Source organism: Streptomyces sp. NPDC052023 (assembly GCF_044548465.1).
GTDB lineage: Bacteria > Actinomycetota > Actinomycetes > Streptomycetales > Streptomycetaceae > Streptomyces.
Genome location: NZ_JBIUBW010000005.1, coordinates 225,431 through 240,495, shown reverse-complemented (window position 1 = coordinate 240,495; position 15,065 = coordinate 225,431). Strand labels below are relative to the sequence as shown.

Genomic DNA, 15,065 nt, shown 5'->3' with positions numbered 1-15,065 from the left:
GGACGGATACCGCTCACCTGCACCCTCCCCGAACAGGGGAGCCCAGTAAGCCAGTAACATGCGGCGCCATGAGCTCCCCCACTGGGCCTGCGTCCGGCCTGCCAGTACGAATGCCGCGCCCCCGCCAGCCAGGGCGGCACCGCCGACCCGAGCCGCTGGCGGCTCCCGAGGGCGCGCCCGCGCTCGTCCTCGCGGTGCCCGGCACTCCCAGTGCCGTCACGCGCGGCCTCGCCGAGGAGGTCGTGAGCATCGCCCGCTCCGAGCTCCCCGGCCTGGACGCCCGGATCGGCTATGTCGACGGGGACGGCTCGGAGTTCCCCACGCTGCAGGCCGTGCTCGCGCACGCCGCCGACGAGCGCACCGCCCGCTTCGAGCAGGCGCGGGCCGCCGGGATGGACGTCAAGGAGCCCGACGGGCCGGTCGCCGTCGTGGTGCCGCTGCTCGCCGGCCCGGACAGCGCGCTGTTGCGCCAGGTCCGCCAGGCCGTGATGGACAGCCGGATCGCCGCCGAGCTGACCGATGTGCTCGGCCCGCACCCGCTGCTCGCAGAGGCCCTGCACGTGCGGCTGTCGGAGGCGGGTCTGGCCCGTGCCGACCGTGCCCGGCTGTTCACCGTGGCGACGGCCGCCGACGGCATCATCCTGGCCTCCGTGGGCGGCGAGGAGGCCGTGCAGGCCGCCGGGATCACCGGCATGCTGCTCGCCGCGCGGCTCGCCGTGCCGGTGATGGCGGCGGCCCTCGACCAGGAGGGCTCGATCTCGTCCGTCGCCGAGCAACTGCGCTCCTCGGGCTCGCAGCAGCTGGCGCTCGCCCCATACCTGATCGGCCCGGAGATCGACCCGGTCCTGGTCGAGGAGGCGGCGAGGGAGGCGGGCTGCGCCGCCGCCGAGGCGCTCGGCCCGTACCCGGCGATCGGCAAGCTGGCGCTGGCCAAGTACACGACGGCGCTGGGCATCGCCCCGCAGCAGCCGCAGGGCACGCCGGTGCGCTGAGCCCGGCGTACGACAGCCGTTGGATCGAGGGCCCGTTCCGCCTGCCGGACGGGCCCTCGGCCTGTGCCGCGCGCCTCAGCGCCCGTACCGCGGGCCTCAGCCGATCACCACGCAGGACGCCGCGGGCACGGCAACCGAGCCGGCCCGCCGGGGCAGCCCCGTGCCGGGGTCGAGGGCGAACCACGTCACGTCGCCGGAGCGCTCGTTCGCCACGTACAGGAATCCGCCGGACACGGTGATCGCCCGTGGCCAGTGGCCTCCGCACGGCACGGTGCCCGTCAGCCGCAGCTCGTCGCCCGCCACGGCGAACGCCGACAGCACGTCCTCGCCACGCGTCGCGGTCCACACGAACCGGCCGTCGGGCGAGGCGACGACGCCCGAGGGGAAGGCGTCCCCGGCCGGGCCGGCGGGCAGGATCCGGGTCTCGGTGAGTGGCTTCAGCGAGCCGTCCAGGGCGTTCCACCGGCAGACGGTGACGGTCGGGGTGAGTTCGTTCACGACGTAGGCATGACTGCCGCCGGGATGGAAGGCCAGGTGGCGAGGGCCGGAGCCGGGGCGCAGGGCGACCTCCCGGTGCAGGGCCAGGGTGCCCTCCTCCAGGCGGCACACGCGTACCGAGTCCGTGCCCAGGTCGACGCTGAGGACCCAGCGGCCGCTCGGGTCGGCCTGCACGTGGTGGGCGTGCGGACCCTGCTGCCGCAGGGTGTGCGGACCGGAGCCGGTGTGCCGCAGCACGCCGGAAGGGGCCGTGGCCAGGGTGCCGTCGGGGCGCAGCGGCACGGCGGTGACGCTGCCGGAGCCGTAGTCGGCCGTCAGGACATGGCCCGCGAAGACGGTGAGGTGGGTCGGGCCGTCTCCGACGGGGACGGGGCGGCCGGCCGGTTCGGGTTCCGGCCGGGTGACGCGGTATGCCGCGACCGCGCCGTCGGTCGTCTCGCTGACCGCGTAGAGGGTGTCCCCGTCGGCGGAGAGGGCCAGGGAGGAGGGGTTGGGCACACCGTTCAAACTGCCCCGCACCGTCAGGGCACCGCTCGCCGCGTCCACGGCCGCCGTCAGCACTCCGCGGCCCCCGGCCGCCGTGAACGACCCGATGAACGCCCGCCCGCCTTCTCCCACCGCTGTCCCCTCTCGGTTGCCGGTTCGCGGGCGACGCTAGCAGCTGATCGGGTGCGGTCTAGACCAAGTGTTGTGCGAGCGGAAAGGTCGGGCCGGTCCGCCGCGGCCCGCCCGCCCGCGGTGGCACGCGGCACCAGCCGTCAGGCCCCGACCAGCGGCGACCCGGACGGCGTGCGCAGGGGCGCGGCGAGTTCCGCCAGAGCGCGCTCCAGACCGTGCAGGTGGGCGAGGGCCGGTTCGTGCGCGGGCGGCTCGGGGGCGAGGGAGGCGGTGCGCTCCGCCGTACCGTCGGTGAGCGCCTCCACCGCGGCCTCCACGCGCCAGCAGGCCGCGGTCAGGCGGACGTCGTGGGAGGCCTCCGGGTCGGCGGCGACGGCGACGAGGCCGCGGACCTCGCGGGCGCAGTCGTCGAGCAGGGCGATCACCTGCCGGGCGCGCCGCTTGCGGCCCAGCATGGGGTTCAGCGGGTGAACGAGCGGGGCGAGCGCGAGCCGCACCCGGCCGAGGAGCTGCTCCAGCTCGGCGACGCGCGGCGACGGGTCGGCGGCGGCGTCACCGGCGAGCCGGGCCGCGGCCTCGGCGGTGCAGGCGTGCACGCAGCGCAGGGCGCGCCGGATCCAGGCGTTGTTGACCGTGTGCGTGGTGACCGGCAGCACGAAGAGCACCGCCAGCACGGCACCCAGCGCCCCCACGCCGGTCTCGGCCAGCCGCAGCGCGAGCAGCGCGGGTTCGAGCAGGTCCAGCAGGCCGTAGAGCAGCTCGGCCAGCAGGGTCACGCAGAGCATCATCCAGGTGTAGGACACGGCGGCCGTGTAGAAGATGCCGAACACGCACGCCGCGACGAGCACGGCCGACGGGGCGAGGGCCCCGTCCAGCGGTACGGCGACCAGCAGGCCGAGGCCGATGCCGAGCACCGTGCCGAGGACGCGGCGAAAGCCCCGTACCAGCGTCTCCCCCCGCGACGTGGTGTTGACGAAGATCCACCAGGTGGCGCCGACGGCCCAGTACCAGCGCTCCTCGGACACCAGCTGGCCGACGACCAGCGCGAGCCCCGCGCCGGCGGTCGCCTGGATCGCCTGCCGGGTGGTGATCCGGGAGAGACCGGAACCCTCCACCGGGGCAACCGTCGGGACCGGGGGCGTACGGCGCTCGTAGCACCACAGACCGAAGCGGACCGCGGCCGCGCCGAGCACGGACAGCAGGACGGCAGCCGACAACTCGGGCAACTGCCCGGGCGTCGCCCGCAGGAACTGCGCGATGAAGAAGGTCATGAACGCGAACACGCCGAGGCTGTGTCCGCGCGGCCCCCAGCGGCGGGCGTAGACGCCCAGGCCGACCACGACGAGGAAGGTGACGTCACGGGCGACGGGAAGGTCGTGCAGCCCGGCCGCGGCGGCCAGCACCGGCAGCCCGACGACCGGCAGCAGCGCGGTAGTGACCGCCTGCCCCCGCACCGTGGCGTCCGTGACCGTGAACAGGGCGAGCAGCGCGGCCAGTCCCCCGGTGACGGCGCCGACGAGGGAGTGACCGGCGAGCCCGCAGACGACGACCGCGAGACCGATGCCGAGCACGGCGCGCGCGGCGAAGCGCAGCCGCGCCCGCCCCGGGTCCGGCGCCACGAACACCCTCTTCAGCACTGCTTCCCGCCCCCTTGCTGTGAACCGGCACTGGAACCGGTGCGGAACCGGCCATGGAGCCGGCATGGAACCGCATGAAAAAGGCGCCGCGGGTGTCCGCAGCGCCATCGACGCCACCATGACAGCATCCGTTCCGCCATCGGCTCAAGTCGCCCTCGATTGACTGGACCATTGGTACAGCAGAGCGCAGGGCCGTCAGGTCATCGTCAGGCCAACGGCCCACGTCGGACGGTCCGGCCGCGTGCCGCGGCACTGGGCCATTGGTACAGTCGACGATGATCAACGGGAGGAGGTCTGTCCCATGGCCGTGGACGAGCTCGACACCCGCATCCTGCGGCTGCTGCTGGAGCAGCCGCGTACCAGCGTGCGCGAGTACGCCCGCATCCTCGGAATCGCCCGCGGCACCCTCCAGGCCCGCCTCGACCGCCTGGAGAGGGACGGTGTGATCACGGGCACGGGACCGGCGCTCTCCGCCGCCGCCCTCGGCCACCCGGTGCTGGCCTTCGTGCACGTCGAGGTCACGCAGGGCCACCTGGACGAGGTGGGGGACGCACTGGCCGCCGTACCGGAGATCGTCGAGGCGTTCTCGATCACGGGCGGCGGCGATCTGCTGACCCGGGTCGTGGCGCGCGACAACGAGCACCTCGAAGACGTGATCCAGAAGCTGATCAGCATGCCCGGCGTGGTCCGCACCCGCACCGAGGTGGCGCTGCGTGAACGCGTCCCGCACCGGCTGCTGCCGCTGGTGGAGTCGATCGGGCGGACGGCACGTAAGCAGCCCTTGACATCATGACCCCATGAGCCATCCAGCCACCCTCTCGGTCATCTTCGATCTCGACGGCACACTCGTGGACAGCGAGCCGAACTACTACGAGGCAGGCAGGCTGACCCTCGCCGGGCAGGGCGTGCCGCAGTACACCTGGGCCGAGCACGAGCGCTACGTCGGCATCAGCACGCTGGACACGATCGTCGACTGGCGGAGGCGCTACGGCCTGCGCGCCCCCGTGGCCGAGTTGCTCGCCGCCAAGAACCGGCGGTACCTGGAACTCGCCCGCGCCTCCACACGCGCGTACCCGGAGATGCGCAAGTTCGTGGAGCTGCTGGCCGGTGAGGGTGTCCCGATGGCGGTGGCGTCGGGTTCCGCACCCGAGGCCATCGCGGCGGTCCTGGCCGGTACGGGTCTGGACGCCCAGCTGCGCACCCTGGTCTCGGCCGACGAGGTCGCCCACGGCAAGCCCGCTCCCGACGTCTTCCTGGAGGCCGCCCGGCGCCTCGGCGCCCGCCCCTCCGACTGCGTGGTCGTCGAGGACGCCGCCCCCGGCGTGGCCGCCGCCCACGCGGCTGGCATGCGCTGCATCGCGCTGCCCTACGTCGCCGGCCAGGCGGACGGCCCGGAGTTCGCGACCGCCGACCTGCTGGTGCGGGGCGGTCAGGCGGAGTTCACGGCACAGGCGGCGTACGACTGGTTGTCACGCACCGCCCGCACCGCCTGACCGCGCGGGCCGGGGCGCCGGCCCGCGCCGGTGTGTCGTCCCGGAGCCCGCCTCACCCGTCCCGCGTGTCACCGACGTCCGGGACAACACACCTAGGAACGGCGGCGGGGTTTGCCACGGCGGGCGCCTTTGGGGGTGCCGGACCGCTGGGTCTGCTTCGCGGCCGGTTTGCGGCGCGTGGCGGACTCGGCGCGGCGCTTGTCGCTCTGCTGGGCGGCCGGCTGGGTGCGGCCCCGGGTGCTGTTCACCGTCCGGCCGCGCACGATGCCGATGAAGTCCTCGACCAGGTCGGTGTGCGCGCCCTCCGGCCAGGACAGGGCCACGCCGGACTGGGGCGCGTCGACGAGCGGCCGGTAGGTGAGGTCCCGGCGGTGATGCAGCCGCGCCAGGGACTGGGGGACGGCGAGGACCCCGATGCCGGCGGCGACGAGTTCGACGGCGTCACCCGTGGTGGCGGGGCGCTCGAACGCGGGCTCGCCGGGCGGCCGCTCCCAGCCGAGGACGTCGTCGAGGGGGTGGAGGACGACCTCGTCGGCGAGGTCCTCGAGCGTCACCTCGTCCGCCGCCGTGATCACATGGTCCTTGGGAACCACGACGACCGTCGTCTCGGTGTAGAGGGGGATCGCGCTGAAGACCGTGCGGTCCACGGGCAGGCGCACGATCCCCGCGTCCGCGCCGCCGTCGCGCAACACATCGGATGCCTCGGCGGCCGTGACCGGGAGAAGGGTGAGGGAGACGTCGGGCAGGCGTTCGTTCCAGATCCGCACCCACTTGCCGGGTGTCGCCCCAGGGACGTACGCGAGCCGGAACGTAGCGGGTGCTTCCGAGCCTGTCACCCCGCCAGGTTACCGGCTGTGGTCGGATGTCTCGTATCCGGCGGATAGTCTGGAGTGCATGAAGTCGCACCAGACCACCCAGACGATGAAGCCCGCGACCGCGGCGAAGAAGCTGGGTGTGTACCTCCCCGCCACCCCCGCCGAGTTCCAGGAGGGCGTCGTCTCGCGCGCCGAGCTGAACGAGCTCCAGGCGAACCCGCCCGCGTGGCTGCGGGAACTGCGACACAACGGCCCGCACCCGCGGCCGGTGGTCGCGGCGAAGCTGGGCGTCTCCATCGCGGGTCTCGCACGCGGCGGGATGACCGAGCCGCTCACCACCGAGCAGATCGAGACGCTGAAGCAGGAACGCCCGGAGTGGCTGCAGAAGGAGCAGGCCACGCAGGCCGAGGTGCGCAAGGAAGCGGCCCGCCTGAAGGAGAAGAAGGCCGGGCGTTCCTGAGAACGTCTCTTCACACCATGCCGGGGGCGGGCGTGGTGGGCCGCTCGCCCACGGGGAGCGGCCCGAGCACGTCGCTACGCCGCCACCGCGCCCTCCTTCCGGTGGATCGGCGTCCCCGAGCCGGTGAGCGGCAGGCCGGTGCCGCCCTGCCGGACCGCGATGATCTCCGCGGCGATGGACACCGCGGTCTCCTCGGGTGTACGGGCTCCCAGGTCCAGGCCGATCGGTGAGCGCAGCCTGGCCAACTCCCGCTCCTTCAGGCCTGCTTCCCGCAGCCGCCGCTCCCGGTCCTCGTGAGTGCGGCGGGACCCCATCGCGCCGATGTACGCCACGGGCAACCGCAGAGCCTCGGTGAGCAGGGGTACGTCGAACTTGGCGTCGTGCGTGAGGACGCAGAGGACCGTGCGCGCGTCGGTACGGGTCTGCCGCAGGTACCGGTGCGGCCAGTCGACGACGATGTCGTCGGCCTCGGGGAAGCGGGCGCGGGTGGCGAAGACGGGGCGGGCGTCGCAGACCGTGACGTGGTAACCGAGGAGCTTGGCGGTGCGTACGAGAGCCGCGGCGAAGTCGACCGCCCCGAAGACGATCATGCGGGGCGGCGGGACTTCGGACTCCACGAAGAAGGTCAGCCCGGCCAGTTCGAGCGGGCCCGTGCGGCCCGCGGTCAGCATGGCGTGGGCCTCGGTCGCGATGCGGGTGCGGTGCGGCAGGTCGCGCAGCGCCCCCTGTCCCCCGCCGGGCGCCGCCAGTGCGTACGTGCCGTCCTCGTGGACCAGCAACGGGCTGCCGAGCAACTCCTCCGGGCCGCCTGTCACCCGCGCCAGAGCCACTGTCTCCCCCCGGGACGCGGCCCGCAGCGCGTCCCTGACGAGCTCCGCGTCCTGGGTGACCGGCGTGATCAGGACCTCGATCTCGCCGCCGCATGTCAGACCCACGGCGAAGGCGTCCTCGTCGCTGTAGCCGAAGCGTTCGACGACTGTCCCGCCGCTCCGGAGGGACTCGACGCACAGGTCGTACACGGCGCCCTCGACGCAGCCACCGGAGACCGAACCGACGACCGTGCCCTCGGAATCGACCGCGAGCGCGGCGCCCGGGGCGCGGGGGGCACTGCCGGAGACGGAGATGACCGTTGCCACGGCGAAGTCGCGGCCCTCGGCGGCCCAGCGGTCGAGTACCTCGGCGATGTCAAGCATCGTCGGCCGCCAGCAGGACCCGGTCGGGCCGGATGGGCAGGTTGCGGTGGCGCACGCCGGTCGCGTGCCAGACGGCGTTGGCCACCGCCGCCGCGGCGCCCACGATGCCGATCTCGCCGATGCCCTTGATGCCGACGGGGTCGTCGGGGTCGGGGTCGTCCACCCAGTCCGCCTCGACGTGGGGGACGTCGGCGTGCGCGGCCACGTGGTACCCGGCGAGGTCGGCGCCGACGTTGCCACCGGAGGCCCGGTCACGGACGGCTTCCTCGTGCAGGGCCATGGAGATGCCCCAGATCATGCCGCCGACCAGCTGGTTGCGCGCGGTCAGCGGGTTGACGATCCGGCCCGCGGCGAAGATGCCGAGCATGCGCCGCACGCGTACCTCGCCGGTGGTGACGTCCACGGCGACCTCGGCGAACTGCGCTCCGAAGGAGTGCCGTTCCCGCTGCGGCAGGGCACCGAGAGCCGCGGTCGTGTCCGACCGGACGGTGATGCCCTCCGGCGGGATGTCCGCGCCCGGGGCGAGCCGTTCGCGCAGCTCGGCGGCTGCCGCCGTGATCGACCAGGCCCACGAGCGGGTGCCCATCGAACCGCCGGCGATCATCGCCGGCCCGAAGTCGCTGTCCCCGATCCGTACCCGGACGCGCTCCGGCGGCACCTCCAGCGCGTCGGCGGCGACCAGGGTGAGTGCGGTACGGGCTCCGGTGCCGATGTCCGCGGCGGCGGTGCGCAACGTGAACGTACCGTCCGCCTCCGCCGTGATCGCCGCCGTCGAGGGCGCGGCTCCGGCGAAGAACGAGGACGCCGCCGTGCCCGTACCGATCAGCCAGCGTCCTTCGCGGCGGACACCGGGGCGCGGGTCGCGGTCCGCCCAGCCGAAGCGGCGGGCGCCCTCCTCGAAGCAGGTGAGCAGGTTGCGGCTGCTGAACGGCAGCCCTGAGACGGGTCCGGCCGTCGGCTCGTTGCGGGCGCGCAGGGCGATCGGGTCGATCCCGCACTTCTCGGCGAGTTCGTCGAGCGCTGACTCCAGCGCGAACGCCCCGGGTGCCTCGCCCGGCGCGCGCATCCACGTCGGGGTCGGCACATCGAGCCGTACGACCTCGTTGGCCGTGTGGTGGGCGTCGGCGTCGTACATCACCCGGGCCACACCGGCGCTGGGCTCGACGTAGTCGAACACGGTCGACGTGTGGTTGACGGAGCGGTGCTGCAGGGCCCGCAGCCGTCCGTCGGAGTCCGCGCCGAGCCGCACCCGCTGTGTGGTGGGGCTGCGGTGGCCGGCCAGCGTGAACATCTGGCGGCGGGTCAGCACGACACGGACCGGGCGCTGAAGCGCGGTGGCGGCCATCACGGCGGCGACCTGGTGGGCGCGGACGCCCTTGCTGCCGAATCCGCCGCCGACGTGCTCGCTGCGGACCCTGACCGCGCCCGGGTCGAGGGAGAAGATCTTCGCGATGCTGTCCTGGACCCAGGTGGCGCCCTGGTTGGAGTCGACGAGGTCGAGGCGCCCGCCGTCCCAGCGGGCGGTCGCCGCGTGCGGCTCCATCGGGCTGTGGTGCTCCTCCGGGGTGGTGTACTCGGCGTCCACGACGACTGCGGACGCGGCGAGCGCGGCCTCCAGCTCGCCCTTGGCGGTCACCGCCGGCATGTGGCCGTCCAGCGGGTGCGCCTCGGGGTGGTCCGCGGAGAAGGCGACCTCGTGCGGTTCCTGGTCGTAGTGCACGACCAGTGCCTCGGCGGCCTCCCGGGCCTCCTCCGAGGTCTCGGCGACGACCAGCGCCACCGGCCAGCCGACGTGCGGCACCCGGTCGTTCTGGAACAGGGCGGCCGACGGGTCCGGCGGGACGCCCAGCAGGCCGACGTGGTCGGTGTCCAGACGGGGCGCGTTGCCGTGGTGCAGGACGGTGATGACGCCGGGCATCGCGAGGACGCGGTCGGTCTCCAGGGCGCGGATACGGCCGCGGGCGACCGTGGACAACGCCAGCCAGCCGTGGGCGAGTTCGGCGAAGGGGATCTCCGCCGCGTAGCGGGCGGCGCCGGTGACCTTGTCACGGCCCTCGACACGGGTGTGGGCGGTGCCGACGGAGGACGTCGGCCGGGTCACGGTGGTCATCGGGCGTCGGCCTCCCCGGCGAGTTCGGTCAGCACGGCGACCACGAGGTTGCGCATGAGGGTCACCTTGTATCGGTTGTGAGGCAGCGGCTCGGCGGCGGCCAGTTCGGCGTCCGCCGCGGCGGCGAAGGTCTCGGCGTCCGCCGGGGCCCCGGTCAGCAGGCGTTCGGCCGTCCGCGCCCGCCACGGCCGGGACGCGACAGCGCCGAACGCCAGCCGCACCTCGCGTACGACTCCCTCGTGGACGTCGAGCGCGGCGGCGAGGGAGCCGATCGCGAAGGCGTAGGAGGCACGCTCACGCACCTTGCGGTAGCGGGAGCGGGCGGCGACCGGGGTGGGCGGCAGGGTGACGCCGGTGATCAGCGCGCCCGGCGGCAGGGCGGTCTCCAGGTGCGGGGTGTCACCCACGGGCAGGTAGAACTCGGTGAGCGGCAACTTGCCGGGTCCGTCCGCCGTTTCGTACCAGACGACGGCGTCGAGAGCGGCGAGCGCGACCGCCATGTCGGAGGGGTGGGTGGCCACGCATGCCTCGGAGGCACCCAGGATGGCGTGGTTGTGGTGCTCGCCCTCGATGGCGGGGCAGCCGGTGCCGGGGGCGCGCTTGTTGCAGGGCTGGGTCACGTCGGCGAAGTAGCCGCAGCGGGTGCGCTGGAGCAGGTTTCCTCCGACGGTGGCCATGTTGCGCAATTGGCCCGAGGCGCCGGCCAGCACCGCCTGTGTCAGCATCGGGTAGCGACGGCGGATCTCGGGATGGGCGGCGAGATCGCTGTTGGTGACGGTGGCACCGATGCGCAGCCCGCCGTCCTCGGTCGGCTCGATCCGGTCGAGGGGCAGTTCACGGACGTCGACGAGCAGCGCGGGCCGCTCGACGCCGGTCTTCATCAGGTCGACGAGGTTGGTGCCGCCCCCCAGGAAGCGGGCGTCCGGGTCGTCGCCGAGCAGCGCGACGGCGCCCGGGACGTCGTGGGCCCGCCGATAGCCGAATTCCCTCATGCCGCGGCCTCCTCGGTCTCGTGGCGTTCGTCTGCCGCGCGGCTGACGGCCTGCACGATCGACACGTAGGCGGCGCAGCGGCACAGGTTGCCACTCATCCGCTCACGGATCTCCTCCGGTGTCAGGGGTGGCGGTCCGGCTTCGGGGCGTACGTCGTCGGTGACGGCGCTCGGCCAGCCGGCCGCGTGTTCCTCGATGACGGCGATGGCCGAGCAGATCTGTCCCGGTGTGCAGTAGCCGCACTGGAAGCCGTCGAGGTCGAGGAACGCCTGCTGGACCGGGTGCAGCCGGTCACCGTCGGCCACGCCCTCGATGGTCGTGATCTCCCGTCCGTCGGCCGCGACCGCGAGCTGAAGACAGGACACCGCCCGGCGGCCGTCCACCAGGACCGTGCAGGCACCGCATTGCCCCTGGTCACAGCCCTTTTTCGTGCCGGTCAGATCGAGGCGCTCACGCAGCGCGTCGAGCAGGGTGGTGCGGTGATCGACGGACAGCGGGTATTTCTCGCCGTTGATGTTCAAGGTGATGGCGCTGGACGTCGAGGGGGCCATGATCAGCCTTCTTTCACGTATCCGAGGCACACGGACGAGGAAGAACAGAAAGAGGAAGAACAGAAGATGAGGACCGGAAGCGGAGGACCGGAAGGGGAAGACCGACGGAGCCGGGGACTCCGGACGGAGACGGGTACGGGAAGGTCGAGGTCGGAGGTGGGGCGGGGGCGCCGATATATGGCGCTGTACATGGCGAGAACAACTCTCTCGCCGCTATGGTGGAGCCAACCGGACAACTGTCCACTATCGCAAAACGTACCGGACAGCTGTCCGCTTAGCAACACCGGGTTCCGGTCACGGCCCGTGGGGAGGACGAGTGCAGGACAAGAAGGCAGGACCCCAGCGCTCGGACGCCCAGCGCAACCGGGAGCGCATCCTGGAGGTCGCCGTGACCGAGCTGACCCGCTGCGCGGACGCCCCGCTGAGCGCGATCGCCAAGAAGGCGGGCGTCGGGCAGGGCACGTTCTACCGGAACTTCCCCAACCGTGAGGCGCTGGTCCTGGAGGTCTACCGGCACGAGATGCAGCAGGTCGCCGACAGCGCCACCGAACTGCTGGAGTGCCGGGAGCCGGACGAGGCGCTGCGGGCATGGATGGACCACCTCGCCCGGTTCGCCATGACCAAGGCGGGCCTGGCGGAGGCGATCCGGCAGGTCACCAGCGCGTCGGGGGCGCAGAAGCCCGGCCCCACGCCGGTACTGGCCGCCGCCGAACTCCTGCTGCGCGCCGGCGAGGAGGCCGGCACCATCCGGCCCGGCGTGACCGCCGACGACTTCACCCTCGCCATCTCAGGTCTCTGGCAGCTCGACCCCGACACCGACTGGCAGGCGCGCGCCACCCGGCTGCTGGACATCGTGATGGACGGGCTGCGGGCAGGGGCTCCGGGGCGGTGAGGAGAGGCGGCGTTCGGCGCACCGCATTCCGCGGAAGTCAATAGCCGTTCTGTGCAAGCGATATCAACTGCCGTTCACCGATGCTTCTTTGTGCTCCCGTGCGCCCCCGGGGAAGGGGCATTCGAGGAGCCGACCCCGGGTTGAACTGGGCAGAACAATGACTCAAGAGCGGGGGGCCGGTGAGCAGTCACCGACTTTCCGTGTGTCGGCTGAGGCAGGGGGTATTCGATGAGTGGTGCCGTGACCGATCCGACGCGAGTATCGACCGTGGGTACTGCACCAGGCATATTCCCATCCGCCAGTCATGCTATCGCCTTGTTCCGGCGCCCGCTCGACTTTCTGAATTCCCTGCCCGCACAAGGGGATCTGGTCGAGTTACGCCTGGGCCCGCGGCGCGCCTGGATGCTCTGCGATCCGCAACTGGTCCATCAGATGCTCATGGACCCGCACACCTTCGACAAGGGCGGCACCCAGTACGACCGGCTCGGTGCGCTGATGGGCAACGGCATCGTCACCTGCCCGCAGTCGGAACACCGTCGCCAACGCACGCTTCTGCAGCCCGGCTTCCACCCGTCCCGCATCGCCGCGTACACCGAGCTGATGGCCGCGGAGGCCGAGGCCCTGTGCCGTGAGTGGCGTCCGGGCGGGAAGGTCGATGTGACCGGGGCGATGATGACACTCACGACGCGCGTGACCAGCCGGGTGCTGTTCTCGGGCTCGCTGGACGCCGCGCGGGCGGCGATGGTGCGGGAATGTCTCGCCGAGGTGGTGCGGGGCCTGTTCGTCCGCACGGTCGTACCGCTGGACGCCGTCTTCCGGGTGCCCACGCCGGCGAACCGGCGCTACCGGGGGGCGTTGCGCCGGCTGCACGCACTGATCGACGCGATCATCGCCGAACGGCGGTCGGCTCCGCCGCGCGAGGATCTCCTGGGCACCCTGCTCGCGGCGCGGGACGGCGCGAGCGCCGGGGACGGGCCAGGGCACGGCGAGGGCCCGCGAGGGATCACCGACCAGGAGATCCACGACCAGCTCCTCACCCTCCTGCTCACCGGGGTGGAGACCACGGCTATGTGCCTGGCCTCGGCGTTCAGCCTGCTGGCCGTGAGCCCGGAGGCGGAGGAAGCACTGCACCGCGAGGTCGACGCGGTGCTGCCCGGCGGACGCGCACCGGGTCACGACGAGCTGGCGCGCCTGGAGTACACCCGGTGCGTGATCACCGAGACGCTGCGGGTACGACCGCCCGGCTGGCTCTTCACCCGGATCACCACCCGGGAGACGGAGCTCGGCGGGCACCCGTTGCCGCGCGGGGCGATGGTTCTGTACAGCCCCTATCTCCTGCACCACGACGCCTCGTCCTTTCCCGAGCCCGAACGGTTCCTTCCCGAACGCTGGCTCCCGGAGCGGCAGTCGGCCGTACCGAAGGGCGCGATGCTGCCTTTCGCCGCGGGGAACCGCAAATGCATCGGCGACCGGTTCGCCATGGCGGAGGCGATGGTGGGGGTCGCGACGATTGCCGCTCACTGGCGTCTGCGGCCGGCGTCGGGGCACGAAAGCCGGCCCCGCCCGGCGGCGACATTGGGGCCGCGGGTGCTGGTGATGATCTGTGAGCCGCGTCATTACAGCCACCACAATCGAATGGCAGGTGACAACGGTGTCGACAATCTATGAGGGCATTCCCGTCGCATGCGGGAGCGAAATGCCGATGGGCAGCCTCAAGGAACTGATCGAGGCAAACCTCTACATGCCCTTCCCCTTTGCGATCAACCCCCACGCCCGCGAGGCGGCGGCAGGCGTCGACTCCTGGTTGCGCACCTGGGGACTGACCGACGATCCCGTCATGGCGGAGATGATCGTCCGCACGCGGCCGGCCGAACTCGCGGCCTTGAACAGTCCGGCGATGGCTGCCGACGTACTCCAGCTCGTGGCCGATCAGATCGCCTACCAGTTCATCTTCGACGATCGTGCGGAGGAGGTCGGCCGCCGACAACCGTGCCGACTGCTCCCCATGTTGAGCGAGAGCATCGGCATCCTGCGCGACGACGCCCCTGCCACCACCTCACTCGGAGCCGCCTTGGCGGACCTCTACCGGAGGGTGCAGGAACGGTGCACACCTGCTCAGGCCGCCCGATGGGCATGGAACTGCCGCGAGTACGTGCACGGCCTGCTGTACGAATCCGTGGCCCAGACGCAAACGCTTCCCGTACGTATCGGACTGTGCAGCTCGATACGTGCGTTGACCGCAGGTGTCGAGCCCTTCTCTCCGCTGTGCGAAGCCGACGCGCCCCACGAACTGCACCCGGAAGAGCTCTACCACCCCACCATGCGGCGACTGGGACGGCTCTCGGCCGACGCGGCGGTGTGGATACCCGACCTGTACTCCGCCGTGAAGGAACAACGCGAGGGCGGAGTCATCAATCTGGCCCTGGCCCACAAACGGGCACACAGCTGCTCGCTGTCCGAGGCCGTCATGCTGGCCATCCGCCAGATCAACGGCACCATCAGGGAATTCGAGAGGCTCTACGCGGAGATTGAGTCAAAACTCAGCCCCGCCGGCGTCGCGTACGTGGAGGGCATGGTGGGCTGGATACGCGGTTGCTACTACTGGTCACGCACCGTACCTCGCTACGAGGAAACGGCCACGACGACCGCAGTTCTCTGAGAGCAGATCCGATCCAAACTACCCCGGCAAGGACCCGCCGAACCCACTAGAGGGGTGGATTCACCCATCCCTGTCGTCCTCGTACCCAGGTTTGGCCATGGCCCATCGATGTGCGCGTACGCTCGGCGCTGTCCTCCGAGGGCCGACGAGAGAAG

14 protein-coding genes are annotated in these 15,065 nt (G+C 72.2%); 7 read left to right on the top strand and 7 right to left on the bottom strand.

The features are described from left to right. Nucleotides 1-68 precede the first annotated feature (68 nt). The gene (locus tag ACIHCM_RS13770) at nt 69-992 is read left to right on the top strand and encodes a sirohydrochlorin chelatase (protein WP_399894023.1); all 924 of its coding nucleotides are present in this window, start codon (nt 69-71) and stop codon (nt 990-992) included. Nucleotides 993-1,088: 96 nt separating this feature from the next. Here ACIHCM_RS13770 and ACIHCM_RS13765 read toward each other — a convergent pair whose 3' ends face one another. Together ACIHCM_RS13765 and ACIHCM_RS13760 are read right to left on the bottom strand one after the other, a co-directional pair. Next, entirely contained in the window at nt 1,089-2,108 is a 1,020-nt protein-coding gene (locus ACIHCM_RS13765; protein ID WP_399894020.1) for a lactonase family protein, read from the bottom strand. 140 nt (nt 2,109-2,248) lie between these two features. Continuing rightward, on the bottom strand, nt 2,249-3,745 hold the full coding sequence (locus ACIHCM_RS13760) for an FUSC family protein (RefSeq protein ID WP_399894017.1): 1,497 nt from the start codon (nt 3,743-3,745) through the stop codon (nt 2,249-2,251). Nucleotides 3,746-4,046: 301 nt separating this feature from the next. Here ACIHCM_RS13760 and ACIHCM_RS13755 point away from each other — a divergent pair, with 301 nt between their 5' ends. Next, nucleotides 4,047-4,538: an Lrp/AsnC family transcriptional regulator gene (locus tag ACIHCM_RS13755; protein WP_399894014.1), complete on the top strand. Its 492-nt coding sequence runs from the start codon at nt 4,047-4,049 to the stop codon at nt 4,536-4,538. A gap of 4 nt (nt 4,539-4,542) precedes the next feature. Beyond that, entirely contained in the window at nt 4,543-5,238 is a 696-nt protein-coding gene (locus ACIHCM_RS13750; protein WP_399894011.1) for an HAD family hydrolase, read from the top strand. 92 nt (nt 5,239-5,330) lie between these two features. Here ACIHCM_RS13750 and ACIHCM_RS13745 read toward each other — a convergent pair whose 3' ends face one another. Then, on the bottom strand, nt 5,331-6,074 hold the full coding sequence (locus tag ACIHCM_RS13745; RefSeq protein ID WP_399894008.1) for a LysR family substrate-binding domain-containing protein: 744 nt from the start codon (nt 6,072-6,074) through the stop codon (nt 5,331-5,333). Nucleotides 6,075-6,132: 58 nt separating this feature from the next. On the opposite strand from ACIHCM_RS13745, the gene ACIHCM_RS13740 reads away from it, so the two are divergent. Next, nucleotides 6,133-6,513, top strand: coding sequence for a DUF5997 family protein (locus ACIHCM_RS13740; RefSeq protein WP_399894005.1), 381 nt, complete (start codon nt 6,133-6,135; stop codon nt 6,511-6,513). 74 nt (nt 6,514-6,587) lie between these two features. Here ACIHCM_RS13740 and ACIHCM_RS13735 read toward each other — a convergent pair whose 3' ends face one another. The 4 genes from ACIHCM_RS13735 to ACIHCM_RS13720 are packed head-to-tail and all read right to left on the bottom strand — an operon-like array spanning nt 6,588 to nt 11,359. Continuing rightward, nucleotides 6,588-7,706 carry an XdhC family protein gene (locus ACIHCM_RS13735; RefSeq protein WP_399894002.1) on the bottom strand — a complete coding sequence of 373 codons (1,119 nt, stop codon included), beginning with the start codon at nt 7,704-7,706 and terminating at the stop codon, nt 6,588-6,590. Continuing rightward, entirely contained in the window at nt 7,699-9,816 is a 2,118-nt protein-coding gene (locus tag ACIHCM_RS13730) for a xanthine dehydrogenase family protein molybdopterin-binding subunit (protein ID WP_399893999.1), read from the bottom strand. The genes ACIHCM_RS13735 and ACIHCM_RS13730 overlap by 8 nt, the downstream gene beginning before the upstream one ends. Beyond that, a complete protein-coding gene (locus tag ACIHCM_RS13725; RefSeq protein WP_399893996.1) occupies nt 9,813-10,808 on the bottom strand; it encodes an FAD binding domain-containing protein in 996 nt (331 codons plus the stop codon). The genes ACIHCM_RS13730 and ACIHCM_RS13725 overlap by 4 nt, the downstream gene beginning before the upstream one ends. Beyond that, nucleotides 10,805-11,359 carry a (2Fe-2S)-binding protein gene (locus ACIHCM_RS13720; RefSeq protein ID WP_399893993.1) on the bottom strand — a complete coding sequence of 185 codons (555 nt, stop codon included), beginning with the start codon at nt 11,357-11,359 and terminating at the stop codon, nt 10,805-10,807. Before ACIHCM_RS13720 ends, ACIHCM_RS13725 begins: the two co-directional genes overlap by 4 nt. A 316-nt stretch (nt 11,360-11,675) precedes the next feature. Here ACIHCM_RS13720 and ACIHCM_RS13715 point away from each other — a divergent pair, with 316 nt between their 5' ends. The 3 genes from ACIHCM_RS13715 to ACIHCM_RS13705 all read left to right on the top strand — a co-directional run bounded on the left by ACIHCM_RS13715 (nt 11,676) and on the right by ACIHCM_RS13705 (nt 14,910). After that, nucleotides 11,676-12,251: a TetR/AcrR family transcriptional regulator gene (locus ACIHCM_RS13715; protein WP_399893990.1), complete on the top strand. Its 576-nt coding sequence runs from the start codon at nt 11,676-11,678 to the stop codon at nt 12,249-12,251. A gap of 315 nt (nt 12,252-12,566) precedes the next feature. Then, nucleotides 12,567-13,919 (top strand): cytochrome P450, encoded by a 1,353-nt coding sequence (locus ACIHCM_RS13710; RefSeq protein ID WP_399893986.1) that lies wholly within the window; start codon nt 12,567-12,569, stop codon nt 13,917-13,919. Beyond that, on the top strand, nt 13,903-14,910 hold the full coding sequence (locus ACIHCM_RS13705; RefSeq protein WP_399893983.1) for a (-)-alpha-amorphene synthase: 1,008 nt from the start codon (nt 13,903-13,905) through the stop codon (nt 14,908-14,910). Before ACIHCM_RS13710 ends, ACIHCM_RS13705 begins: the two co-directional genes overlap by 17 nt. Nucleotides 14,911-15,065 lie beyond the last annotated feature (155 nt).

Excerpts from the sequence above, each read along its gene's own strand:
- ACIHCM_RS13770 (WP_399894023.1), top strand. The coding sequence starts at position 69 with ATGAGCTCCCCCACTGGGCCTGCGTCCGGCCTGCCAGTACGAATGCCG.
- ACIHCM_RS13755 (WP_399894014.1), top strand. The coding sequence starts at position 4,047 with ATGGCCGTGGACGAGCTCGACACCCGCATCCTGCGGCTGCTGCTGGAG.
- ACIHCM_RS13750 (WP_399894011.1), top strand. The coding sequence starts at position 4,543 with ATGAGCCATCCAGCCACCCTCTCGGTCATCTTCGATCTCGACGGCACA.
- ACIHCM_RS13740 (WP_399894005.1), top strand. The coding sequence starts at position 6,133 with ATGAAGTCGCACCAGACCACCCAGACGATGAAGCCCGCGACCGCGGCG.
- ACIHCM_RS13735 (WP_399894002.1), bottom strand. The coding sequence starts at position 7,706 with ATGCTTGACATCGCCGAGGTACTCGACCGCTGGGCCGCCGAGGGCCGC.
- ACIHCM_RS13730 (WP_399893999.1), bottom strand. The coding sequence starts at position 9,816 with ATGACCACCGTGACCCGGCCGACGTCCTCCGTCGGCACCGCCCACACC.
- ACIHCM_RS13725 (WP_399893996.1), bottom strand. The coding sequence starts at position 10,808 with ATGAGGGAATTCGGCTATCGGCGGGCCCACGACGTCCCGGGCGCCGTC.
- ACIHCM_RS13720 (WP_399893993.1), bottom strand. The coding sequence starts at position 11,359 with ATGGCCCCCTCGACGTCCAGCGCCATCACCTTGAACATCAACGGCGAG.